The sequence below is a fragment of the Nitrospirales bacterium genome, assembly GCA_031315865.1.
GTDB lineage: Bacteria > Nitrospirota > Nitrospiria > Nitrospirales > UBA8639 > JAGQKC01.
Window position 1 is genome coordinate 2,383,657 of sequence record JALDRJ010000002.1, and the last position, 23,252, is coordinate 2,406,908.

Below are 23,252 nucleotides of genomic sequence, written 5' to 3' on the forward strand. Positions count from 1 at the left end.
TAGGAGTGAGAAACTGTTATGTCGGATGAACGTATTCTCGTCGTTGATGATGACCCAAGCCTGTTAACGCTCTTACAGATGCGGCTCAAATCCATGGGGTTTGTCGTGACCCCTTGTGGAACCGGTCGAGACGCATTAACTCGGGCCCAAGAAGAGGCGTTCGACTTCGCCATCTTAGATCTTCGGCTTCCGGATTCTGATGGATTGGGCCTGATGGAAGAATTGCATCATTTGCATTCAGAACTGCCTGTCCTGATCCTGACCGCTCATGGCTGCATTCCGAATGCCGTCGAGGCCATGCAAAAAGGTGCGTACGGATACCTGACCAAGCCGTTTGACGATAAAGAACTGCTGGCGAGCATCGATAAAGCCCTCGCGCAGCAACGAATGAGTCAGGAAATCCATCGCCTGCAAATGCTCGTGAACGAATTGTACGGGATGGATAAGGTCGTCGCACGCAGTGCGGAGATGCAGGCTTTACTGCAACAAGTCGCCAGAGTGGCCGGGACGGATGCGACTGTCTGCATTTCTGGGGAGACCGGGACGGGAAAAGAAGTCATTGCCCGTGTCATCCATTGCAACAGTTCTCGAGCAAACAAAGCATTCATCGCGGTCAATTGTGCAGCCATTCCTGAACCCCTGTTTGAAAGTGAACTGTTTGGGCATCAAAAAGGTTCCTTCACCGGGGCTTATCAGAATAAAAAAGGGCTTTTTCATACTGCCGATAAAGGAACATTGTTTCTTGATGAAATTGGTGAAATGCCTTTGGCGCTACAGGGAAAGCTCTTGAGAGCGATTCAACAACGAGAAATCCTCCCGATTGGCGCTCAAACGCCGACCAAAGTCGATGTCCGGATTTTAGCTGCGACGAATTCAGACTTAGAAGTAGCGGTTCGCGAAGGACGGTTTCGAGAAGATCTGTACTATCGAATCCAAGTCGTTCCTCTGTGGATCCCACCACTACGCGAACGACGGCAAGATATTCCTTCGCTCACTCAATTTTTTCTTAAACAAAGCGTGGAGAGGATGAATAAGCCCATTCGCGGGTTCACTCCAGATGCCATGCAGGCTATGGTAACGTATTCTTGGCCAGGTAATGTGCGCGAGCTTGAAAATGTGATTGAGCGTGCCGTCGTGATGTCGCCCCAGGACATGATTACGGTGGATCTTCTACCCCTGAGCTCAGATAAATCGCCAGGAACGCTTCAACCATTGACGGAGGCCAAAGAGGATTTCGAACGTGAATATTTAAAGGAAATCCTTCGAGCGACCGATGGGAATATCTCGCGAGCCTCTCAGATTGCAGGGCGATATCGAGCAGATTTTTATAAATTGTTAAAAAAGTACGGGTTACATCCGTCTGACAACCATGGAGAGCGAGTTCCTCCCAACGAACAACTTGATCTTGTATAAACATTCTTCTCATTCCTATTGATATATCTCTTTCTCTCTTTCATCCATCGTTGTTCTTCATCAACAGCATGTGCTGCCTATAGCCGTTTCAAATAACTTCTGTTAGTTGAAGCGCGATATCGCGCAGAGTTCGCGCTATTTGCCCGCTTGGAATGTATTAGGATTCGCTATAGCTCGTTCTCATACGGAGGGAGTCATTCCTGAAGACGTCCTCTCTGTTCATAAAAGAGGAGCATGTGATTGCTTGGCGATGACTGCGAGAGCCCACTTCACGATCAGGAGGAATGTCTGAGAGCCTTGACGATTGCTCAAGAAAGAGGTGTAATTCTAAAGACTTCTCGAATCAAAGCCGAAAAATTCTCTGAAACGATCTTTAGTATCGAATGTTTTACATGAACCATTTGTAATGAGCACATTCACTAAGGGCTTTGGTCCTTCTATGCAGAGTCGGTTTCTTGTATGAAGGCTATGAGGTTGTTATCCCAGTATGGAATCAATACATCCGTCACTCGACTCTCCCATTAATTCCCATAAGTTTGTATTGTGGGCGATTCCCATCGTAGGGCTGTTGTGTCTTCTGTACTGGGATATTACCAATGCGCTGGTCATGGATTGGTACAATGATCCAGACTATTCACATGGCTTTCTTGTCCCGTTCTTATCGCTTTTTTTCGTGTGGGAGCGCTGGGATGATATCAAGCAAACGGAGATTCAACCGAGTGTGTGGGGGATCGGACTACTTGGTCTTGGACTTTTGATGTTGCTGATCGGAGACGTTGGAGCAGAATTATACACACAACGTTGTTCGTTGATCGCGGTGTTGGCGGGACTCGTACTACTCATTTTTGGTTGGAACATCATGTGGTTGGTCAGTCTTCCACTCGCCTTTTTGGTGTTTATGGTCCCATTGCCAGCCATTGTCGTGAATACGATCGCGTTTCCATTGCAATTATTCGCCGCAAAAACTGCGACATTTTGTTTGTTTTCTCTTGGAATTCCTGTGTTGCGAGAAGGAAACCTTATTGCATTGGCCGGGACGACACTGGAAGTGGCCGAAGCCTGTAGCGGTCTTCGCTCATTACTTTCACTATTGGCGTTAGGCACGGTGTACGGTTATTTTTCTCAGAGATTGTTGTGGAAAAGGTGGGCGTTAGTGTTTCTTTCTATTCCTATCGCCATTGTAGCGAATGCTATTCGGGTGAGTGGAACCGGGATTCTCGCTCACTATTGGGGGGTAGAAGCAGCCGAAGGATTTTATCATACCTTTGAAGGATGGATTGTTTTTGTGGCTGCCTTTGCTATGCTTCTTGTATGTGGCACGCTGTTATCGTGGATAGGACGAGAGCGGCTGCAATCGGCGGAGTCTTGATGATAAGGAATCATGTCGCATGAAATCTTGGCCGTTCGTGATTGCGGTCTGTATGTTAGCGGGATTTTGGGTCCTGATTGATTCGCTGACGTATGGAGAGTCGATACAAAGCAAAAAAAGCTTTCATGAATTCCCTTTGACTGTGGCCGATCGCTGGACGGGAAAAGAGCTCGGGTTAGAGGAGAAAGTTCTTAAAGTCTTAAAGCTCACCGACTATATGATGCGTGTGTATTGGCCGAGTGAAGAGCCTCAAAATGCCCGGGTCAGTACAGTGAGTCAAACTCACACTTCGGTCTCTTCGAGAGGCAAGGAATCACCGGCGCCCGTGTGGCTGTATGTCGGTTATTATGAGAGTCAGAGAGCAGGAAGTACGTATCATTCCCCCAAGAACTGTCTGCCTGGAGCAGGTTGGCAGTTTGTCGAAGCCGAGCATGTGATCATTCAGGTCGGTGAGGGGCAGAGTCAAGTCATCAATCGAGTCCTCATTGAGAAAGGTCTAGAACAGCAAATTATCCTCTATTGGTACCAAGATCGTGGTCGTGTGATAGCGAGTGAATACTGGGCTAAGGGATATATGATTTGGGATGCCATAACGAAAAATCGAACCGACGGATCATTGGTTCGAGTTTCTATTCCAGTCAAGACAACCCCTGAGGCCGCCTACCAGCATGGGATACAATTCATACAGGATGTGTGGCCTGTCCTGTTGGAATTTATGCCTGATCAGTCACTTCAAACAGTTTAAGAAAAGGATCATCGTGATCGGGACGATTCCATGTTTCCTGAGTGGAGGGGCGGCTCTCAGTCTGACCGCCCTTATCATTTGGCAGAGAAAACAGGGACGTGTCTTCCTGGCCTTGCTGGCTATGATGGCCATCACGGCTTGGGTGCAAATCACGAACGGATTGTCTCTGATACTCGAAAGTCAGCATCTGCTGTGGCGTCAAATGTCTCTGCTCGGTGAAATATTCTGGCCCGTCGCGATATATCACGTCGCCTGTTCCTTTACTCAGCACATGTCTCTTGTTTCGCAACAGACCGTGGTGTGGCGGTTTCGAGCATTGCTTGCTGTGGGCGTGGTCATAAGCGTTTTTCTCCTGAGTTTCCCCGATATGGTCATGACGGGAGGGGTGGAACGGGACTCCGTCGTATTTCATCGGCCTTGGGGGCGGATGATATGGGGCTTTATTTTGGTCGGCTTGATTCTCGCGCTCGCTGAGCTGGAGCATGTTCTTCGGGTCTCTCGGGACCCTCTCCGTTATCAGATTAAATTCGTGGTGATTGGAGTCGGAGGAATGTCCGTTATTGCGCTTGTTCAAGCCAGCCAAATGCTCCTGTTTTCCGTATGGCAGCAGGAGTATACCTGGATGGCCGCCATTGCTGTGTTGTTATCGGTGGGATTGGTAGCCTATGGTTTGAGTCGTTGGGGTACAGAGGACTTAAGTCGAAAATTATTTGTGTCGCCCCAAGTGATTTATACATCGTTAACGTTTTTGATCGTCGGAGTCTATCTGGTTTGCGTGGGATTAGTCGTCGCGGTGGTGCGGCAGACCGATTGGGAAATTAGTTCGGCATTAGGCATGTTGTTGCTCTTTGTGGCTGGTTTGATTCTTGTTGTGGTGATGTTCTCACGGCAGGTTCGTGCGGAACTTCAAGCGTTTATCGCCAATAATTTTTATCGATCCAAGTACGATTACCGCCGTAAATGGCTTCAATTGACGGATTCCTTCAGCGCCTGTCGATCTTTAGAAGAAATCCTGGATGAATTCTTAAACATTTTGAGTCGAACCTTTGGGGCACCCAAAGTCACGATCTGGGTGAAATTCCAGACCGATAACCGATATCATCAGGTTCGCTCATTAACGACAGGCACTTCGCATGCCTCCATTCCTCACCAACATTCCCTGATTAAAGAATTCCGCAAGAAATCGGGGCCCCTGACCTTTGATGGACAAGAACATTCTCAGGATGAGAATCTCAAGAGTTTTATTGCCGATACCAGGGCGGTTGTCTGTGTCCCCTTGGGCTCGGTGTCTGAACACGTCATTGGGTTCGTCACGTTGAGCGAAGATCTTCATGGTCGGCAGTACGGAAGGGATGATCTCGATCTTCTTCGAGTGATGGGTCATCATGTGGCGATGCTCTTAACGCAAGTGAAGCTGATGGATGAACAGCGTGCATCGGCTGAATGGGAAGCTGTTCATAAGTTTTCAGCCTTTTATCTGCATGATTTGAAGAATTTGGCTTCCGGGCTTTCGTTAGTCTCGCAAAATGCCGAAATGTATGGGCATGATCCTGAGTTTCAGGCCGCGGCCATGAAAACGATTGGCGGCACGGTCCAGCGGATTATGTCACTCATTGGGAAGCTGTCGCTGCAGGTCAAGTCCCCCAAGCAAGAAATGCGGGGTTCGTATGAAGTGGTCGACGTGAATTCTCTTGTTTCAGAGGCTATCCATTCATTGGATGGCACACTCTGTCAACCAAAGTTTTTCGCAGGACATGATCTTCCCCCGGTGTCCGTCATCCGGGATGAATTCAAGCATGTTGTCCTGAATTTATTATTAAATGCACAACAGGCTTTGAACGGGGACGGGATGATCGAGGTGAGAACGAAATGCGAGGAACCCAACATCGCCTTAACGGTTAAAGACAATGGTCGTGGAATCCCAGAAGAGCAACTGCGAACATTGTTTCAACCATTTCGCACGACCAAAAAAAAGGGGTTGGGTATCGGGTTGTACCAATGTCGTCAGATCGTCCAAGATCATGGCGGAACGATGTGTATAGAAAGTGAGGAGGGAAAAGGTACTTGCGTGTCGATACGTATTCCCCAAGTCGAGAAGGACTGCTCGATGGCTGTGTCTGCAGGCCATAACCAACGCACCGTAAGATTGTAACGAGAATGACCATGGACCGAAATGAAGCTGACATTCCATCTCTCCCATCTCTGTTGGTCGTCGATGATAATCTCGAATTACGTGAACAAATGAAGTGGGGGTTGAAACATCTCTATAACGTCCATGAGGCCGGAGCGCGACAGGAAGCGGTCGAAATCATTAAGCGTGAGCCAATCGAGCTCGTGACCTTGGACTTGGGGTTGCCACCTGATGCGGATGGAGTCGTTGAAGGCTTAATCGCCTTAGAAGAATGTCTTGCTGTGAAGGCCGCAGTGAAAGTTATCGTCATTACGGGTAACCATGATCGGGCCAATGCTCTCAAAGCGATTCAATTTGGCGCGTATGACTTTATGGAAAAACCCGTGGACTTAGAGGTCTTGAAAGTGATCCTCCAACGTGGACATTATCTTTCACAGTTGGAGGACGAGAATCGGATGCTCGTCGAACGTGAGAGCCAACGAAATTTCCATGAAATCATCGGAACGAGTCCGAGCATGCAGAAAGTGTTCGACACCATTCGACGTGTCGCGACCTCCGATGTCTCAGTCCTGGTGGTTGGCGAAAGTGGAACGGGAAAGGAACTGATTGCTCGGGCGATTCATCAACAGAGCGAGAGAAAAGAAGGCTCGTTTGTCGCCATCAATTGCGGGGCCATTCCAGAGACGCTTCTGGAAAGTGAGCTCTTTGGGCATGAAAAAGGCTCGTTTACCGGTGCGCACTTGCAACGGAGGGGCCGTATCGAACTTGCCGAGGGCGGAACATTATTTCTCGATGAAATAGGGGAGTTATCCACGGCCTTACAGGTCAAGTTATTACGAGTTTTGCAGGAACGGTGCATTGAACGCGTGGGAGGACGTGTTGAGATCCCGGTGAATACACGAGTCATCGCCGCGACGAATTTGGACCTGCAAGAAGCTATGAAGGATGGACGTTTTCGAGAGGATTTATACTGGCGGTTGAATACCGTGACGATTACAGCACCACCACTACGTGAGCGTGGAGCTGATGTCATGGTGATCGCCAAGTCGTTGCTCCAGCGGTACGCAGACGAAACCAAAAGAAAGATGTCAGGATTCAGCCGGGAAGCGGTCGAAGCCATCGAGCGGTATGCGTGGCCGGGCAATGTGCGAGAGTTGGAAAATCGAATTCGGCGTGCGGTTACGCTATCGGATCACCCTCGAATCGTTCCTGCTGACTTGGATTTAGAGGAGCCAAAAGAATTTGCTGAACGAACAACGCTTAAGGAAGCCAGGGACGCTGTTGAGCGAAACCTTGTGGAGCAAACCCTCGTCAAAACGAATGGTAATATTACGAAGGCCGCTGTTTTGCTTGGAGTGAGCAGGCCGACTCTTCATGATTTAATTTCTCGGCATCAGATAGAAAAGTGAACCAAGCCGGTTCAAGCCTGTTCATGATCGATAGGAGGCATTGATTTTTACATAATCATATGAAAAATCAGTCGTCCAGATCTTTGCCCATCCCTTTCCGTTTCCAACCTTCACTGTAATGGTGTAATGCTTTCGTCTCATAACCCGCTGAATCTGTCGCTCCGTAGATGGGAGAACTTCCTCTCCATTCCTCACGATAGGAATCCCTCCAAACGAAAGACCGATATGGTGTGGTTGAATCGGGACAGAAGAGCGTCCAATCGCCGCGATGAAGCGACCCCAGTTCGGATCTTCTCCAAATAACGCAGTCTTGATGAGTGGGGACGTGGCCAGTGTATTGGCGATGATTTTGGCTTCTCGGTGATTTCTGGCTCCTCCCACGACCAATTCGACGATTTTTGTGGCCCCTTCTCCATCCTGACAAATTTTTCTCGCCAACGAATCGCATAGATCATTGAGGGCATCGAGAAACTTCTTCGCTCCTGTAGAAGATCCATCAATCATCGAGTTGTTTGCCAGTCCATTGGCCAGGCACAGGACGGTATCATTGGTGCTTGTTTCCCCGTCAACTGAAATCGCGTTGAACGAGCGATCAACCGATTTCTGGAGAAAAGTCTGAAGGGTCGTGGGGTGAATGACTACGTCAGTCGTCACATAGGCCAACATCGTGGCCATGTCGGGGTGTATCATGCCGGATCCCTTAGCCATGCCACCAATCTTTACCCGTTGTTTTCCGATTTGGGTTTGGACGGCTATTTCTTTTATGGTGGTGTCAGTCGTCATAATAGCCCTTGCCGCATCGCGGTGACCGGACTTCTTGAGGTTTTGCATGAGTAAGGGAATGCTTTGTCGAATGGCGTGCATGGGGAGTTTTGGCCCGATGACTCCGGTCGATCCGACGAACACGCTGGTGGCATCAACTTGGAGACGGTTGGCCACCAACCGTGCCATTTCTTCCGCGTCATGAAGTCCTTGGTGTCCCGTGCAGGCATTGGCATTGCCGCTATTAATGATAATGGCCCGGCCACGACGTGTTTTTAGATGCAGGCGATCGAGGATGACCGGAGCGGCCGGTATTTTATTGCTCGTAAAGACTCCGGCCATCGGACCCTCAACGTTTGAAACAATGAGAGCAAGGTCAAGCGACGGGCTGGATTTAATCCCTGAGTGAATTCCTGCGGCTGTAAAACCTACGGGTGCGGTGATGCCGCCAGTTGTTTTCTTCATATGTCAGTGCACCATGTATAGGAATCTGTATGGGGAATCATGCTGTAAGGAACTATCCTATGGAAAAAGACCGCAATGCGAGAGGCCAAGATGCTCCGGTAATCCTAGTGCGATATTCATCGATTGTATGGCTTGTCCGGCAGCACCTTTTACGAGATTATCGATTGCAGCCACTGAGATGACTCGACGAGTTCGAGGGTCGTAACTCACGCTCAGATCACAGAAATTGGAACCTCGAACATGACTTGGAGTCACGTCGTGCGGATTCTCGAAAATACGAATGAATGACTCGCCTTTGTAATAATCTTTATAGAGAGGGAGCCATTCTGTTCGAGACTGACCTGTCAGATTGACTGTTGCGTAGGCTGTGCTCAGAATTCCGCGATTGAGAGGGACAAGATGAGGGGTGAAGGAAATTGCATGAGTGGTAGTCGTCTCATCGTCGATTGATGTTCCGGATTTTCTTGAGATCTTCCAGAGTTCTTGCTCTATTTCCGACGTATGTCGATGAGTCCCAATCTTGTATGCATGGATTGATTCATGGGCCTCCGGAAAGTGATAGGCCAGGCTCGGGCTTCGGCCAGCCCCTGATATGCCAGATTTTGCATCGATGATAATGCTCGAAGGGTCGATCAAGCGATGCGCGAGTAATGGCGCCAGTTGCAAGATAGCGGCTGTCGGATAACAACCAGGTACGGCGATCAGTCGAGCCTGCTGTATGGCTAGTCGATGAAGTTCAGGCAAGCCATAGACCGCATTCTGCAAAAGAGAGGGATAGGGGTGAGAAACCTGATACCACTGTGCGTAGAGTTCTGGGTTATCGAGTCGATAGTCTGCGCTGAGATCGATGACCAGCTTATGGCGTTCGAAGAATTCTGCAACTGGGGTGAGAGCTTGAGTATGGGGAAGCGCTAAGAAAATAATCTCGGCTTGATCGGCGATGCGTTTCGGGTCTAGCTGATCCAGTGACACTGACGTAACGCCCTGTAAATGTGGGAATATCGTGGACAGAAGCTGGCCGGCTGATTTTTCAGAAGCGACAACGGTTGAGATTGAAATCTCAGGATGTCCCTGTAAGAGTCGGAATAACTCTCCCCCAGTGTATCCACTGGCTCCGATAACTGCGACCTGTTTCTTTTGGTGTGTGGTCATAGAGAAATTTTTATCGATATATTTGAAATGTTTTCAGCCATTTTAGGATGGCAGAAACAAAAAAGGGAAGACCCAAAGGCCTTCCCTTCGTGATCGTAAATTCCAGGAACCGTTCTCAGCGTTTGGAGTATTGGAATTTTGATCGTGCCCCTTTTTGTCCGTATTTCTTTCGCTCTTTGACTCGAGAATCACGTGTCAAGAGACCTTTCTTTTTCAGTGGCTCACGAAGCGAGGGGGTTAAGGCCGACAGGGCCTTCGCGATGGCATGACGCAGCGCTCCAGCCTGTCCGGAAACTCCACCACCCGCGAGTGTAGCCCGTACATTATACTGTCCTGTTGTTCCGGTGATCTCAAAAGGCGAAAGGATTTGATTTTGATGTCCCAGCCTCGTGAAGTATTCCTGAGCAGGTTTATTGTTGACGTGAATCTCACCATTGCCCGGCTCAATCCAAGCTCGAGCGACGGCATACTTTTTTTTCCCTGTTGCGTATTGTGTTGTTTCAACCATGTTCCAATGTCCTCGTTTAGAAATCAGGGTGATGAGAAATACAATTTTTGGCCACTATAGCACAAGAGGCTGAGGGTTTTGGGCTGCATGTGGATGTTCAGGGCCCGGGTATAATCGTAGCTTTTTGGCCATTTGTTTACCTAAGGAGTTCTTGGGAAGCATCCCTCGAATGGCCACATTGAGTAGCTCGGTTGGCTTCTTTTCATGCAGCTTTTCCGCAGTGACGGACTTAATGCCTCCGGGATAGCCTGTGTGATGATAGTACGTCTTCACCTTGAACTTATCTCGTGTGAGCTGTATTCGACCTGCATTAATCACGACGACATGGTCTCCCGTGTCGACATTCGGGGTAAAGATCGGCTTATGTTTTCCTCGTAAAACCATGGCGATTCGAGAGGCCAGCCGTCCGAGGGTTTTGCCCTCAGCGTCAATAATGTGCCATTTCCTCTCAAGTTCCAGTGGTTTGGCTTGAAACGATCGCATGAATTTCTCCTTCGTCATCCGGGACGTTCATTAAATCAAGTTATGACTATGTTTATGGTGTTTCAGCTTCAGACTGACCGAAGCTTTTGGGGTCTAGTTTAGCTAGCCAAGCATCTAAATTTTCTCCGCCTCGACGTTCTAAGACTTCCGGCGTGACATAAATCTGACTTTTGGTCCGAAGTGCCAAGGCGATGGCATCGCTTGGCCGTGCGTCGACTATCTTTTCAAACCCATTTTTTGATAGGTGAATGGACGCATAATACGTGTTATTCTTTACTTCAGTAATGATGACTCGTGCGACAGTGAATCCCAAATGCTCTCCAAAGCTGTAGATTAAATCATGGCTCATCGGTCGAGGTGGGACCACTTCCTCCAGGGCTAATCGAATAGAAGTCCCTTCTGCCGTTCCGACCCAAATGGGAAGCACCTCAGAGTTTATTTCATCCCTGAGAACAACAATTTGGGTATCCGTGTTAGGATCGATCAGGACTCCATGGACTTTAAGACTGATCAGGCTTTCTTCGGCAAATTCCGTCATGAACTTCGTTGCTCTTGCAGTTTTCGTGTCGGTTTATAAGGAGACCACGAATCTCTAGCTTTCGAACTTCCCAAAATCTTCGGGCTTGAGATTTTCCAGCCAGCGTTCGAGTTCTTCAGAGCTTTGCTTATGCAGAACGTCAGCGGTGGCGAAAATTGGTGCTTCAGTCCGTAAGGCCACGGCAATGGCATCACTAGGGCGTGAGTCGATCGAAAATTCTGAATCTCCATAGAGTAAGTGAATTTTCGCAAAGTATGTATTTTCTTTCAGGTCTGTGAGAACGACGCTAATGACCTTGGCTTCCATACTGTCCAGAATAGCTTTCATTAAGTCATGAGTCATAGGGCGAGGGGGGGCGATACGCTCAAGTGCGAAACTAATGGCGCTGGCCTCGGCCTTGCCAACCCAAATTGGCAACATATCGGAATTCTGCTCATCTCTCAAGATCACAATGTATGCATTATTGTAGGGGTCAAAGAGCAATCCCCGAACATTCATTTGATTGAGCATAGCCGGCCCTCAGCTGACAAACGAACAACTTAATACTATATCTCACAGGAAAAATATTACGGTATCATTCGTATGCTTAAATTGTCAATGAAAAACATGGAATTAAATGGTTGAATTTTCTGTAAAAACAAGACGTTATAGATGACAAAACCGTTGCTGAGTATCGAGAGGGTTGGGGGTTTTCAGCAAGTTTCTTTGAAAAACGTAAAATGGTTTATGACGATATTTGGGCACGAAGGTACTGGACCAGATCATCGGGGGGTACTGGTGTTTTCTCGCCACTTTTCCGGTCTTTGACCTCGATCGTTCCTTGCGCCAAGCCTTTATCGCCAATAATGACTTGAAATGGCGCGCCTATTAAGTCTGCGTCATTAAATTTTACTCCGGCGCGTTCCTGTCTGTCATCGAGCAAGACTTCAAGATTGGCACGTTCCAGCTCGACGTACATTCTCTCTGTGACGGTTTGTACGAGCTCGGACTGAGTGACGGGGATCAGGTGAACATGAAATGGGGCGATCGGAATAGGCCAGACAATGCCACGTTCATCATGATTTTGTTCGATCGCGGCCGCGGCGGTCCTGCTCACTCCGATCCCGTAGCAACCCATCACGGCCTCATGGGCCACGCCTTGAGAATCGAGATAAGTGGCACCCATTTTCTGGCTATATTTGGTGCCAAGCATGAAGACATGCCCCACTTCAATGCCACGTGCTGTTTCGAGTTTGCCTGAGCTTTGGGGGGAAGGGTCACCGGCTTGAGCTTGTCGAAAGTCGCCTATCTCGTCGATGGTAAAATCCCGTTCAAGGTTAACATTGAGATAATGCGTGTCCGTCTCATTGGCACCGACGATAAAATTGCGGAGTAGGCTGACGGCTTGATCGGCAAGAATTTTAATGTTGTGAAGCCCGACAGGACCAGCGAATCCGACTGGGGCAGTCGTAGCAGCTCGAACGGTTTCTGGATCAGCCAGTGTCAGCTCATGGATGTTGAGGTGACGTTGTATTTTGATTTCATTCACTTGGTGATCGCCTCGAACGAGTACAGCGATGAGCGAATTCTTAGGCGTCGTATACAGCAAAGTTTTCACGATGCGGTCCGGAGTTGTGGCTAAGATGTCGCACACTTCTGCGACGGTCTTCGCGTTCGGGGTGGAGACCTTTTGGAGTGGTTTAAGGGGAGTGTGTTCCTCTGTACGAGAAGCAGGAAGGACTTCTGCTCTTTCGACATTTGCCGCATACGCACTTTCAGGATCATAGACGATCAATTCTTCTCCTGCGTTCGCAAGAACCATGAATTCATGGGATGATGTTCCGCCAATGAGACCGGTATCGGCTTCAACAGCCCGGAAATGAAGGCCGGTTCTCGTGAAAATACGATGATAGGCCTCATACATGTCTTGATAGCTCTTGCGTGAGTCCTCTTGATTCTGATCGAAGCTATAGGCATCTTTCATGAGAAACTCGCGTCCGCGCATCAACCCGAATCGTGGGCGAATCTCATCACGAAACTTGGTTTGAATTTGATACAGCGTGACAGGGAGTTGTCTGTACGATCGTACCTCGCGGCGAAAGAGGTCGGTCACCACTTCTTCATGGGTGGGGCCGAAACAAAAGTTTCGATCATGACGATCCTGGCAACGAAGAAGCTCTTTGCCATAAAAATCCCATCGTTCGGTTTCCTTCCAGAGTTCTGCCGGAGAAAGAATGGGCAAAAGCACTTCCTGGGCACCGATGCGGTTCATTTCTTCTCGGATAATGCATTCGATTTTTCTGAGTACCCGAAGGCCGAGAGGCAGGTAGGAATAAATGCCTGCGGCCACCTTACGGATCATGCCGGCTCGAAGCATGAGGCGGTGACTGATAATTTCCGCTTCACCGGGGTCTTCCCGCAATGTGGGTATGAGAGTCTGTGTCGTGCGCATAGAGTGTGTCCGTTTATGTTCGTATCACAATGGTCGAGGAGTGAGACTCGAAGGAGATGAATGATCTAGGGTATTTGCCAACTTATTGGAGAAGCCGCGAGACGTCATTCCATGTGGCATATACCATAACGCAGAGCAGTAAGACCAACCCCACTTGCTGTGCGACTTCGCGGGATCGTTCACCCAGGGGACGGCCGAGAACGGCCTCACACGCGAAGAAAAATAAATGTCCTCCGTCTAAGATAGGAATGGGGAGAAGGTTTAAGATGCCGAGATTCACGCTTAATATGGCGATGAGGAAAATAAGGCTCGTGATACCCTGTTCTGCATGTTCGCCCGATACGCTGGCGATCATGACCGGTCCACCAATATTTTTCGAAGAAATCTCGCCTGTGATCAGTTTATAGACTCCCAAAACAGTCAGTTCACACCACTTCCATGTCGCGACAAGGCCATCGACGGGAGCCATGAAGATCGAGTCAGTCGTAATCATGGATCGTCCCTGAACACGGATCCCGATTTTTCCGATGATCTCAGTCTTACCGTCTTCCGTCTGAATCTTTTCGGCCGTTGGAGTGATCGTGATGGGAAGGATCTTCGTCTTCCGTTCGACATTGATCAAAATGGGTTCTTGCGGATGTTTCCGCACGATTTCTGTCATTTGTTTCCAGGTGTGAATGGCCTGTCCGTCAATTGCTAAGATTCGATCCCCGGCAAGCAAGCCAGATTCCATCGCCGGTGTATTCGGCACCACATCTCCGATGACCGGAGGAATGGCCTCAATACCTAATTCATAGATGTATTCATCCGGCTGATCGGGGTGGGGCTTCGATGTAGGCGTGATGATGAAAGTCTTTGCTTTCCCGGCACGGAGCACATCAATCGTCATCGAACGGCCATGGCTGTTTATGATGGATTCCGACAATTCTCCATAGGTCGAAATCTCCGTGTCATTGGCCTGAATGATTCGATCTCCAATCTGCAGTCCAGCTTGCTCAGCGGGAGAGCCGGGAATGATCGCCTGCACTTTGGGGGTCAAATCCTGGAACGTCGGGACAAAAAGAGGCGATCCGCTCGCTAGCAAACCTGCAAAAATAAGGTAAGTCAGGAGAAAATTAAAAGCTGGCCCAGCCGCTACGATCAGAGTTTTATGCCACAGGGTTTGATGGGTAAAAGACTTTCGTTCTTCTTCGAGACTCACGTCTTCCGTGTCATCCTCTCCGAGCATCTTGACATACCCGCCCAGGGGCACCGCAGAAATCAGGTATTCAGTGTCTCCGACGGTACGGCTAAATAATTTGGGGCCAAAGCCAATGGAAAATTTTAATACCTTCACGCCAACCCACCGTGCGACTAAAAAATGTCCATACTCATGGAATGCCACCAACACACCAAGTACGATCAAAAACCACCATATTTTTTGAGCGAAGACAAAGATGGCATCCGGAGACAAGGCCAGAAATGCGTTGGATAGAACGGTCATATTGTTTACCCTATTTTACAGAGAGGGCGCAGAGTGCCGAAGCTTTTTCACGTGCCCAGCGATCGACTTCCAGGGCATCTTCGATGGTTCGTAATTCCTGGGGAGAATACATCATCATGGTTTCTTCTATGATTTTGGGGATATCCAAGAATGCGATCGATTGATCAAGAAAAGCTTGGACCGCCACTTCATTGGCCGCGTTTAAGGTTGCTGGAAGCCCTCCCCCTTCTGCCAAAGCATCATAGGCCAATCGGGCACAGGGAAATTTAGTAAAATCAGGTTGAGCGAAATGTAGCTGCCCGATCGTTGCGAGGTCGAGCAAGGGCGGATCTAAGGGCACGCGTTTCGGATAATTGAGCGCATACGAGATGGGAGTTCGCATGTCAGGTAGCCCCAGTTGTGCCATGACCGACCCATCACGATATTCTACCAGAGAATGAATGATACTTTCTCGGTGGATCACGATATTAATTTGAGAGGCAGGGATCGTAAACAGCCATTTGGCCTCGATCACTTCCAGGCCCTTATTCATCAATGTGGCAGAGTCAATGGTAATTTTTGCCCCCATCTCCCAATTGGGATGTTTTAACGCCTGTTCGACGGTGACCTCTTGGATGGATTCCAGGGGCCAATCCCAGAAAGGTCCCCCTGAAGCCGTGAGCACAATGCGGCGTACGTCTTCGTGACGATGTCCTTCAAGCGATTGAAATATCGCGCTATGCTCACTATCGATTGGGAAAATCGTGGTGCCTTGTTTCTGAGCTTCTTCCTGCATCAAATGACCGACCATAACCATCGGTTCCTTATTGGCTAGGGCGACATGGCGTCCTGCGCGAAGTGCAGCCATGGTGGGCCGTAGGCCAGCACCTCCGACAATAGCTGAAATCACGATATCGCTGTCGGCGTCCTGCGCGACTGTGCAGAGACCTTCAACGCCGCTTAATATTTCCACGGGAGATCCATTCAAACGAGTCCGTAGCGCATTGGCGGCTGTTTCAGAGGAAAGGGCAACGATTCGAGGTCGAAAGGCACGAATTTGCTCTTCAAGTTTCTCATGATTATTGCCAGCCGTAAGGCCCACGATCGAAAATTGGTCGGGGAACCTTGAAACGATGTCCAACGTGCTGGCTCCGATTGATCCGGTTGAGCCAAGGATGACGATGTTTTTCATGATGAATACCTTTTTCGTTCTGCGGTCGCTAGGCCAGAGGTCCGAATGTCAACATATAGTAATAAAATGTCGGTGCGGTCAGTAGTAAACTATCGATCCTATCCAGAAACCCGCCATGACCGGGTATGAGTGACCCAGAGTCTTTGATTCCCGCACTTCGCTTAAATGCGGACTCTGCGAGATCCCCCAATAATCCCACACAGGACAGGAGAATGCCAAGGACCAGGCAATGAACAATGGATAGTGATGGAAGAAACCAGAAATGACAGAGGACCGCCATAAGCATGGAAAAGATCATACCGGCCATGAAGCCTTCTATGGTTTTCTTGGGGCTGAGCCGGGGAGCGATGGCTCGTGTTCCGATTGAAGCTCCGACATAATAACCAGCCGTATCCGCGGCCCAGGTGACCAAGATCACAAAGAATATCAGCAAGTCTCCGGATTCAAGTTTTCTAATAAGCAGCAGATGTCCCAGGCACAGACCGATGTAGAAAACGCCAAATAGCATGCCGAGGGGATGAGAGATCATCTGTCGCAATCGTCCTGGAGCGAACATCAGGAAGATTAACAGTCCTATGAGCAGGAGTGTGAAAAAGCCTGTCAGGCCGTCATGCGTGGTCCACTGAAGCAGCGTCAGGATGAGCACAAGGCTTGTGAATGATATGAGAAGAGAAGAGAGAGAGGGTGAGGAATGCTCGGTCATCTTGGTGAATTCCCATAACGCGAGACCGGCGACGACGACGATCAGTGCAAAGAACGCGATGGGAGGGGCATAGCGAACGACCAGGTAAAAGAGTGGGGCAAAGAGAAGGGCAGGGTACACCCGTTCGAGCGTAAATCGATGCGATCGTCCTTGTTGGCCTGCACTCTCTGGGGAAAATGAGGGCTTAGGAGCTGTCGGGTCGTTACTCACAACCCATTCTGAGGAGATACGGTATGCGGTACGCGCCCAAATCTGCGCTCACGGCTTTGGTAGTCAAGCAGTGCGGTGAGGAGCTCTTGCCGGCGAAAATCTGGCCACAGGGTCTTGGTGAAGTACAGTTCTGTGTAGGCGATTTGCCATGGAAGAAAATTGCTGATACGTGTTTCACCACTCGTTCGGATCAATAAATCAGGGTCGGGAAGCCCATGCGTGGTTAAATACCGTTCAAAAAGATCTTCCTGAATATCTTGCGGTCTTATGCTGCCAGCTTGAATGTCGTGGACCAGGTTTTTGACAGCATCGATAATTTCTGCTCGACCACCATAACTGAGGGCAACGGTCAGGACTCGATCGGTGAAGTGTTGCGTTTCTTCGGCAACATTTTGGACAAGGTGGTAGACGGATTTGGGGAGTTTTTCTAGCCTCCCAATGGGGAAAAACCGAACTTGACGTTCATGGAAGATCTGGCGTTCTTCTGTCAGATAATCATTCAGGAGACGCATCAGCAGGGAAACTTCATGCGCCGGTCTATTCCAATTTTCATGCGAAAACGCGTAGATCGTGACGTGTGGAATGCCTATTTCATGACACACATCCAGAACATCACGGAGCGCGGACAAACCCTCCCGATGTCCCTCAATCCTCGGAAGGCCTCGGAGCGCAGCCCATCGTCCATTCCCATCCATGATGATGGCGACGTGCCGGGGCAGGAGAGACAGCTCGAGCTGAGACAAGAGTTCAGCTTCGATGACCTGAGGGGGAGGCGCAACCTGGTAATGGCTCATGAATTACGCAAACTGAATAGGATTAGGAGACTTGTGTTAGGAACGCCCTGATGAACAGGACTAACTTTTAGTCTAATGAGGAATCAGGGGTTTGTCAAACGCCTAGTAGGACGAAACGTGAACTCATCATGCCTATTCATTCATATTCATGCCCGATCTCATTACATGCTGATTGCATATCGATTGGATATCGGGCGTGACTAGAAATTGCACAGCCAAAATAGGATGGGCTATACTCTGCTTTCTTTTCGGCTCAGTTCAGATATTGCGCGAAGACAAGGTCAGCATGGAACGTTCAGCATCTCCTCAGCTCTCAGATTTCTCCTTGCAGGAACGCGATGTCCAGCACGCACTCGGCCGTGCTAAGACTCGTGACATTGATTATGCCGATATCTATTTTGAGTCGAATATCTCAGAGTCCGTGTCCATGGAAGAGGGGATTGTCAAGCGAGCGGTCAAGCATGTGGGCCAGGGGGCAGGGGTCCGGGCTACGGCCGGAGAGAAGACGGGTTTCGCCTATTCGGACGATCTTTCTCAAGAAGATCTCGCTATCGCTGCGGACACCGCTCGCTATATCGCCCAATCCCCTCAAGGGGAAGAGCCAATAGCCGTTACCCATTGCTTGGCCCCGACACAGGATCTCTACCCGCTCAAACAGCCCATCAGCGAAATTGCCACCAAGGAGCGGGTCGCCTTGTTGTACCTGATTGATCGGGTGGCGAGAGGGTACGATCCGCGCATTTCCAAAGTCATGGCTTCCTTCTCGACAGAGCAGAAGGCTGTGATTGTCGCCAATTCAGATGGGCAAATTGTCGGTGACATACAGCCCCTGTCTCGTTTGCAAGTTACTTGCATCGCCGAAGAGGGGCAGAACCATCAAGTGGGCTCCTATGGTGGAGGGGGACGCGTTGAGTTTTCGTATTATTTCGAAAACGACCGGGCGGAGGAATTTGCACGCGAAGCGGCACGGCAAGCGATATTGAACCTTCAGGCCGTTGATGCGCCGGCAGGAGTCATGCCAGTTGTGTTGGGGGGAGGATGGCCGGGGATATTATTGCATGAAGCCATCGGGCACGGGTTAGAAGCGGATTTTAATCGCCGTAAGACATCGGCCTTTAGTGATATGATCGGACAACGAGTCGCCTCTGATGTCTGCACGATTGTCGACGACGGGACATTGCCGTTTAGGCGTGGGTCGTTGAATATGGATGATGAGGGCACCCCGACCTCTCAGACCGTTTTGATAGAGAAGGGGGTGCTCCGCGGGTATATTACCGATCGATTGAACGCCAAACTTCTGGGCATACCCTTGACCGGAAATGGGCGTCGAGAAGATTTTCGGAGCATCGTTCTTCCGCGTATGACCAATACGTTCATGTTAGCCGGAGAATCGGACCCCGATGATATTATCCGGTCTGTTAAAAAAGGCTTGTACGCCGTCTCATTCGGAGGGGGACAAGTCGATATCACGAACGGGAAATTTGTCTTTTCTGCGAGCGAGGCGTATTTGATCGAAGACGGAAAGGTCACAAGGCCGGTGAAGGGGGCAACCTTGATCGGCAGCGGTCCGGACATCTTAAAAGAAGTCTCCATGGTCGGACATGACCTCAAGCTCGACGAAGGGATTGGCACCTGCGGAAAAGAAGGGCAATCAGTGCCAGTTGGCGTAGGCTTGCCCACGCTTCGTATCGATGAAATAACAGTGGGGGGGACGAATGTAGGTTAAGGCTCGGTTATTGGCCGACGCCGGGGGGATCTCGATCCTGTCCTGTAATCCGCTATCCAATGAGTATGACCACCGCTCTCACGAAAGATCACCCTTTTGCTTCGATGGCAACGGAAATGCTGGCCCACGCGAGATCCCTCGGTGCGACTGAAGCCGATGTTCTAGTCGCTGAAGGCGACTCTGTTTCGGTGCAGGTCAGACTTTCTGCTGTTGACCGCCTTTCCAAAGCCCGGGAGAAAAGTTTAGGGTTGCGGGTATTTTTTGGGAAACGTTCGGCGAGTGCTTCGACGTCTGATTTCTCGAAAGAATCCGTAGCTCGTTTGGTGACGGACACGTGTGCTCTTGCGAAGGAAGTGGCTGAAGATGAATTCTCAGGGCTTCCTGAGGCAGAAAGTATGACTCAAGATTTTCCGGATCTTCAATTATTCGATACGACGAACTTGAGTGTCGAGCAAGAAATAGACCTGGCTCGTCGAGCTGAAACAGCCGCTCTGGATGCCGATGCTCGAATAACGAACTCCGAAGGCGCAGAATGTAGTGCCTCGCACGGGACCGTGCTTTTGGCCAACCATCACGGGTTTATCGGTGCACATCAAAGTTCTACGTATTCACTTTCCACGTCACCGATCGCCAAAGATCCTGAACATGATGGGATGCAGCGCGATTCCTGGTATACGGTGAAACGAAAGTATGAAGCCTTGGAGAGTCCGGAGTCTGTGGGAAAAGAAGCCGCGCGCCGAGCGCTTCGACGGTTAGGCGGCAGGAAAATCTCCACGCAACAGGTGCCCGTCGTCTTCGATCAAGAGACAGCGCAAAGTCTTCTCGGACATCTAGCCTCGGCGGTTTCCGGATATTCACTCTATAAGGGAGCCTCGTTTTTAATAGGCCAATTAGGCAAGCGGCTTGCTCCTGAATTCGTGACGGTCTATGACGATGGACGAATGCCGGGAGGTCTTGGGTCTCGGCCGTTTGATGGAGAAGGTCTGGCCACACGAAAGACCGGGGTCATAGAAAATGGCTTGTTGACGAGTTATCTGTTGGATACGTACTCGGGCCGCAAATTGGGAATGTCCTCTACGGGCAATGCCTCGCGAGGAGTGGGAGACAGTCCGTCCGTCGGCCCCACGAATTTATACCTGGTTCCGGGTTCGGTTTCCCCGGCCGACATCATTGGGTCTGTGAAGCGAGGGCTCTATGTCACGGAATTAATCGGATTTGGGGTGAATATGCTGACGGGAGACTATTCACGTGGAGCTGCCGGATTCTGGATAGAGAATGGGGAACTGGCGTATCCTGTCGAGGAAATTACCATCGCTGGAAATCTCAAGCAGATCTTTGCAGATATCGAAGTTGTCGGTGATGATCTCGAATTTCGCCATCGGGTTGCGTGCCCAACGTTAAAAATTCGGGAAATGATGGTGGCTGGGAATTAATCAATGTCAAGAGTCAGCTCACATGGCCGACTCCAAGAGTTTGGTCATGTGAAGAAACTTTCGTACAATACAACTGAAAGCCAAAAGGTAGGAGTGTATGCCGCTTGATGCAATAGAAGGTGAAAAGGCCATTCAGTTGATGACTTCCCGGTATAATCAACGGGAATGGCGAAAAAAAATCGAAAAGATGCTTTCACTCCCTCCAAGTGGGTTGGAAGATGACGTTCAAAAGAAAATTTTTCTGTATTTGAAGCATGGTTTGCAAGCGTATAAGTCACGACGGGCTGATCCTCCATCATGGATTGTGGGAGGGTTTGCGACCAAAGAGGTTATTGACCGGGCCTGTTTCAAGCCGTCCGTGATCGATTCATCGATCACGAGTGATGATGTGAAGAATTTGGGGGTTGATCCTGGTGATTCGGTGAATGAGGTTTGGTGGGACGAGATGTTAGTCCGGTGGCATGTCAATCCCGAAGATGAAATGTTTGATGAACTGGCGGATGATCCTGACGCCCAGGCTGACTCTGCAGACTCGACTTCAGCGTCGAATGAAGAGGATCAAAGCGACTCCGAAAGTACGGTGTCACACGATTCACGATGATGTCGCAACCCTGATATTCACGCTCCCATGTTCCAGGACATTGTTATGTCAAGCAATCATGTTAAAATTCCTATCCCGATTCATTTCAAGGCTGACCCGCGCAGTGTAGGGTAGGTTTCCTACATATCCCGCATTTCTAAAGAACGTCGTTCATTTCGGAAGACACGTCGTTGCATCTATCATTTGCATCTGTCATGGCGAGGAACGTCAACTCTTCTGCCGATAGCGAATCCAAACACGTTCCAATCGGTACATACGACAAAGCCCGCGCGGTACGACGCTAAAGGAGACGGAAGGTGATACCCGCTTGGATGTCCTGGCACACATGGATGTTTCTCTCACGTCTTGAAGAGCCAAGGAGTACAATGGAGCACTGTATCGTTTCGGTATCACTGAAATGGCTATAGCGTGTCGACATTCAACTATATCTGGTTGTCTCGACTCAATCGATTGGTTTGCAGGCTGATGTTCGGCGTAAAACGCCTGTCACCATCACCGTTACCAGCCGAGGGCCCGGTCCTATTGGTGTGCGACCATACGTCATTAGGAGATCCGCTTGTTCTTCTAGCCTCAGCCGGTCGCCCCATCTCTTTTCTGATGGCGAGGGAAATTTACGTGTCATGTTTTCAGTGGGCCTATGAAGCGTTTGACGCGATTCCTGTCCGGAGAGGCGCACAAGATATTCAGGCGGTTCGTGGCATGCTTCAGCGTCTACGTCGAAACGGTGTGGTTGGTCTCTTTCCTGAAGGAGGACTCGATCGGCATCGTGATGAAGGGGGACGGCCTGGCATTGGATATCTTGCACTGAAAACCGGGGCTCCAATCGTGCCAGCTTCCGTGGTGTGGGCTCGCGAGCGATCGGTGACGTCAATTATCAAGACGCTCTGCATTCCCTGTAAAGCCGTGGTGCATTATGGGGATCCATTAGTCTTTGCCAAAGCGGACAAGCCTGACCGAACTCGCATTGACGAGGTGACGACTCGAGTCATGACCGCGATCGAAGATATTCGCAAAGAGATATCGGTGAACCGGTGAGACGGGAAGGTGTGGGGCTAAAACAGGTTCATTTGTGTCGGTTGAACCTCAGTCGTGGGCTCGGAAGGGTCAGCGGTGCTCAGGTCAGGACCTCCTTTTGGGGAGGCGGTCTGTGGGTTTTTCATTTCATCCAAGACTTTTTTGAGTTTTTCAAAATCTTCTTTAAGAGGGGTGCGCAGGTTACCTTGGTGTAAAGCCGCCGCTGGGTGCAAGAGTGGAAAGAGGACGAAGTCCGGACGCTGGAATGTTCTTCCACGGACCTTCGTAATGCCGACCTTTTGGCCGAGTAATGTCTGTGTCGCGAAATTTCCTAAACTACACACGAGCTTCGGTTGTATCAGGTGAATTTGTTGAAGCAGAAAAGGCTGGCATGTTTCGATTTCGTCCGGTTGAGGGTCTCGGTTATTGGGCGGTCGACATTTGACCACGTTGGCAATGTAGATCTCTTGACGCGAAAGACCGACTGACTCCAGCAATTCAGTCAGGAGTTTCCCTGCGGCACCGACGAATGGTTCGCCTTGCTTGTCTTCATAATACCCTGGGCCTTCTCCCACAAACATGATATCCGCATGCGCATTGCCGACGCCAAAGACCACCCGCGTACGACCGGAAGAGAGCCGGCATCGCTGACAGTCGGTTAACGATGTTTTCAATTCATCAAGCGTCATAAGCAGGGCATCTTAGAGTCCA

Annotated in this window: 21 protein-coding genes; 9 read left to right on the forward strand and 12 right to left on the reverse strand. The window is 49.7% G+C overall.

The window, feature by feature from the left end; genetic code table 11:
* Positions 1-18: 18 nt before the first annotated feature.
* From MRJ96_10870 to prsR, 5 genes are all read left to right on the forward strand, one after another.
* A complete protein-coding gene (locus MRJ96_10870) occupies positions 19-1,413 on the forward strand; it encodes a sigma-54 dependent transcriptional regulator (protein MDR4501941.1) in 1,395 nt (464 codons plus the stop codon).
* A 487-nt stretch (positions 1,414-1,900) separates the two neighbouring features.
* The gene (locus tag MRJ96_10875; protein ID MDR4501942.1) at positions 1,901-2,782 is read left to right on the forward strand and encodes an exosortase/archaeosortase family protein; all 882 of its coding nucleotides are present in this window, start codon (positions 1,901-1,903) and stop codon (positions 2,780-2,782) included.
* 19 nt (positions 2,783-2,801) lie between these two features.
* Positions 2,802-3,527 carry an EpsI family protein gene (locus tag MRJ96_10880; GenBank protein MDR4501943.1) on the forward strand — a complete coding sequence of 242 codons (726 nt, stop codon included), beginning with the start codon at positions 2,802-2,804 and terminating at the stop codon, positions 3,525-3,527.
* A gap of 13 nt (positions 3,528-3,540) precedes the next feature.
* On the forward strand, positions 3,541-5,679 hold the full coding sequence (gene prsK / locus MRJ96_10885) for a PEP-CTERM system histidine kinase PrsK (protein ID MDR4501944.1): 2,139 nt from the start codon (positions 3,541-3,543) through the stop codon (positions 5,677-5,679).
* Positions 5,680-5,690: 11 nt separating this feature from the next.
* Positions 5,691-7,067, forward strand: coding sequence for a PEP-CTERM-box response regulator transcription factor (prsR, locus tag MRJ96_10890; protein ID MDR4501945.1), 1,377 nt, complete (start codon positions 5,691-5,693; stop codon positions 7,065-7,067).
* A gap of 21 nt (positions 7,068-7,088) precedes the next feature.
* On the opposite strand, the gene argJ is transcribed toward prsR, so the two are convergent.
* The 11 genes from argJ to MRJ96_10945 form a co-directional block, all read right to left on the reverse strand.
* Positions 7,089-8,294 carry a bifunctional glutamate N-acetyltransferase/amino-acid acetyltransferase ArgJ gene (argJ, locus tag MRJ96_10895; protein ID MDR4501946.1) on the reverse strand — a complete coding sequence of 402 codons (1,206 nt, stop codon included), beginning with the start codon at positions 8,292-8,294 and terminating at the stop codon, positions 7,089-7,091.
* A 57-nt stretch (positions 8,295-8,351) separates the two neighbouring features.
* Positions 8,352-9,446, reverse strand: coding sequence for an N-acetyl-gamma-glutamyl-phosphate reductase (gene argC / locus MRJ96_10900; GenBank protein ID MDR4501947.1), 1,095 nt, complete (start codon positions 9,444-9,446; stop codon positions 8,352-8,354).
* A gap of 115 nt (positions 9,447-9,561) precedes the next feature.
* Positions 9,562-9,954 (reverse strand): 30S ribosomal protein S9, encoded by a 393-nt coding sequence (gene rpsI / locus MRJ96_10905; GenBank protein ID MDR4501948.1) that lies wholly within the window; start codon positions 9,952-9,954, stop codon positions 9,562-9,564.
* Between the two features lie 54 nt (positions 9,955-10,008).
* Positions 10,009-10,437, reverse strand: coding sequence for a 50S ribosomal protein L13 (gene rplM / locus MRJ96_10910; GenBank protein MDR4501949.1), 429 nt, complete (start codon positions 10,435-10,437; stop codon positions 10,009-10,011).
* 52 nt (positions 10,438-10,489) lie between these two features.
* Entirely contained in the window at positions 10,490-10,975 is a 486-nt protein-coding gene (locus MRJ96_10915; protein MDR4501950.1) for a bifunctional nuclease family protein, read from the reverse strand.
* A 54-nt stretch (positions 10,976-11,029) separates the two neighbouring features.
* Positions 11,030-11,485 (reverse strand): bifunctional nuclease family protein, encoded by a 456-nt coding sequence (locus tag MRJ96_10920; GenBank protein ID MDR4501951.1) that lies wholly within the window; start codon positions 11,483-11,485, stop codon positions 11,030-11,032.
* A 214-nt stretch (positions 11,486-11,699) separates the two neighbouring features.
* The gene (locus tag MRJ96_10925) at positions 11,700-13,406 is read right to left on the reverse strand and encodes a proline--tRNA ligase (GenBank protein MDR4501952.1); all 1,707 of its coding nucleotides are present in this window, start codon (positions 13,404-13,406) and stop codon (positions 11,700-11,702) included.
* Positions 13,407-13,488: 82 nt separating this feature from the next.
* A complete protein-coding gene (gene rseP / locus MRJ96_10930; protein ID MDR4501953.1) occupies positions 13,489-14,889 on the reverse strand; it encodes an RIP metalloprotease RseP in 1,401 nt (466 codons plus the stop codon).
* Between the two features lie 10 nt (positions 14,890-14,899).
* Entirely contained in the window at positions 14,900-16,060 is a 1,161-nt protein-coding gene (locus MRJ96_10935; protein ID MDR4501954.1) for a 1-deoxy-D-xylulose-5-phosphate reductoisomerase, read from the reverse strand.
* A gap of 28 nt (positions 16,061-16,088) precedes the next feature.
* The gene (locus MRJ96_10940) at positions 16,089-16,973 is read right to left on the reverse strand and encodes a phosphatidate cytidylyltransferase (protein MDR4501955.1); all 885 of its coding nucleotides are present in this window, start codon (positions 16,971-16,973) and stop codon (positions 16,089-16,091) included.
* Positions 16,970-17,767, reverse strand: a complete 798-nt coding sequence (locus tag MRJ96_10945; protein MDR4501956.1) for an isoprenyl transferase — start codon at positions 17,765-17,767, stop codon at positions 16,970-16,972. The genes MRJ96_10940 and MRJ96_10945 overlap by 4 nt, the downstream gene beginning before the upstream one ends.
* A 286-nt stretch (positions 17,768-18,053) precedes the next feature.
* Here MRJ96_10945 and tldD point away from each other — a divergent pair, with 286 nt between their 5' ends.
* The 4 genes from tldD (at position 18,054) to MRJ96_10965 (ending at position 22,562) form a co-directional block, all read left to right on the forward strand.
* The gene (gene tldD / locus MRJ96_10950; GenBank protein ID MDR4501957.1) at positions 18,054-19,493 is read left to right on the forward strand and encodes a metalloprotease TldD; all 1,440 of its coding nucleotides are present in this window, start codon (positions 18,054-18,056) and stop codon (positions 19,491-19,493) included.
* A 65-nt stretch (positions 19,494-19,558) separates the two neighbouring features.
* Positions 19,559-20,926, forward strand: coding sequence for a metallopeptidase TldD-related protein (locus MRJ96_10955; protein MDR4501958.1), 1,368 nt, complete (start codon positions 19,559-19,561; stop codon positions 20,924-20,926).
* A 97-nt stretch (positions 20,927-21,023) separates the two neighbouring features.
* Positions 21,024-21,527 carry a hypothetical protein gene (locus MRJ96_10960; protein MDR4501959.1) on the forward strand — a complete coding sequence of 168 codons (504 nt, stop codon included), beginning with the start codon at positions 21,024-21,026 and terminating at the stop codon, positions 21,525-21,527.
* A gap of 408 nt (positions 21,528-21,935) precedes the next feature.
* A complete protein-coding gene (locus MRJ96_10965; protein ID MDR4501960.1) occupies positions 21,936-22,562 on the forward strand; it encodes a 1-acyl-sn-glycerol-3-phosphate acyltransferase in 627 nt (208 codons plus the stop codon).
* A gap of 17 nt (positions 22,563-22,579) precedes the next feature.
* On the opposite strand, the gene MRJ96_10970 is transcribed toward MRJ96_10965, so the two are convergent.
* Positions 22,580-23,230 carry a uracil-DNA glycosylase gene (locus tag MRJ96_10970; GenBank protein ID MDR4501961.1) on the reverse strand — a complete coding sequence of 217 codons (651 nt, stop codon included), beginning with the start codon at positions 23,228-23,230 and terminating at the stop codon, positions 22,580-22,582.
* Positions 23,231-23,252: the final 22 nt, after the last annotated feature.

Excerpts from the sequence above, each read along its gene's own strand:
- MRJ96_10870 (MDR4501941.1), top strand. The coding sequence starts at position 19 with ATGTCGGATGAACGTATTCTCGTCGTTGATGATGACCCAAGCCTGTTA.
- MRJ96_10875 (MDR4501942.1), top strand. The coding sequence starts at position 1,901 with ATGGAATCAATACATCCGTCACTCGACTCTCCCATTAATTCCCATAAG.
- MRJ96_10880 (MDR4501943.1), top strand. The coding sequence starts at position 2,802 with ATGAAATCTTGGCCGTTCGTGATTGCGGTCTGTATGTTAGCGGGATTT.
- prsR (MDR4501945.1), top strand. The coding sequence starts at position 5,691 with ATGGACCGAAATGAAGCTGACATTCCATCTCTCCCATCTCTGTTGGTC.
- argJ (MDR4501946.1), bottom strand. The coding sequence starts at position 8,294 with ATGAAGAAAACAACTGGCGGCATCACCGCACCCGTAGGTTTTACAGCC.
- argC (MDR4501947.1), bottom strand. The coding sequence starts at position 9,446 with ATGACCACACACCAAAAGAAACAGGTCGCAGTTATCGGAGCCAGTGGA.
- rpsI (MDR4501948.1), bottom strand. The coding sequence starts at position 9,954 with ATGGTTGAAACAACACAATACGCAACAGGGAAAAAAAAGTATGCCGTC.
- rplM (MDR4501949.1), bottom strand. The coding sequence starts at position 10,437 with ATGCGATCGTTTCAAGCCAAACCACTGGAACTTGAGAGGAAATGGCAC.
- MRJ96_10915 (MDR4501950.1), bottom strand. The coding sequence starts at position 10,975 with ATGACGGAATTTGCCGAAGAAAGCCTGATCAGTCTTAAAGTCCATGGA.
- MRJ96_10920 (MDR4501951.1), bottom strand. The coding sequence starts at position 11,485 with ATGCTCAATCAAATGAATGTTCGGGGATTGCTCTTTGACCCCTACAAT.
- MRJ96_10925 (MDR4501952.1), bottom strand. The coding sequence starts at position 13,406 with ATGCGCACGACACAGACTCTCATACCCACATTGCGGGAAGACCCCGGT.
- rseP (MDR4501953.1), bottom strand. The coding sequence starts at position 14,889 with ATGACCGTTCTATCCAACGCATTTCTGGCCTTGTCTCCGGATGCCATC.
- MRJ96_10935 (MDR4501954.1), bottom strand. The coding sequence starts at position 16,060 with ATGAAAAACATCGTCATCCTTGGCTCAACCGGATCAATCGGAGCCAGC.
- MRJ96_10945 (MDR4501956.1), bottom strand. The coding sequence starts at position 17,767 with ATGAGCCATTACCAGGTTGCGCCTCCCCCTCAGGTCATCGAAGCTGAA.
- tldD (MDR4501957.1), top strand. The coding sequence starts at position 18,054 with ATGGAACGTTCAGCATCTCCTCAGCTCTCAGATTTCTCCTTGCAGGAA.
- MRJ96_10955 (MDR4501958.1), top strand. The coding sequence starts at position 19,559 with ATGACCACCGCTCTCACGAAAGATCACCCTTTTGCTTCGATGGCAACG.
- MRJ96_10960 (MDR4501959.1), top strand. The coding sequence starts at position 21,024 with ATGCCGCTTGATGCAATAGAAGGTGAAAAGGCCATTCAGTTGATGACT.
- MRJ96_10970 (MDR4501961.1), bottom strand. The coding sequence starts at position 23,230 with ATGACGCTTGATGAATTGAAAACATCGTTAACCGACTGTCAGCGATGC.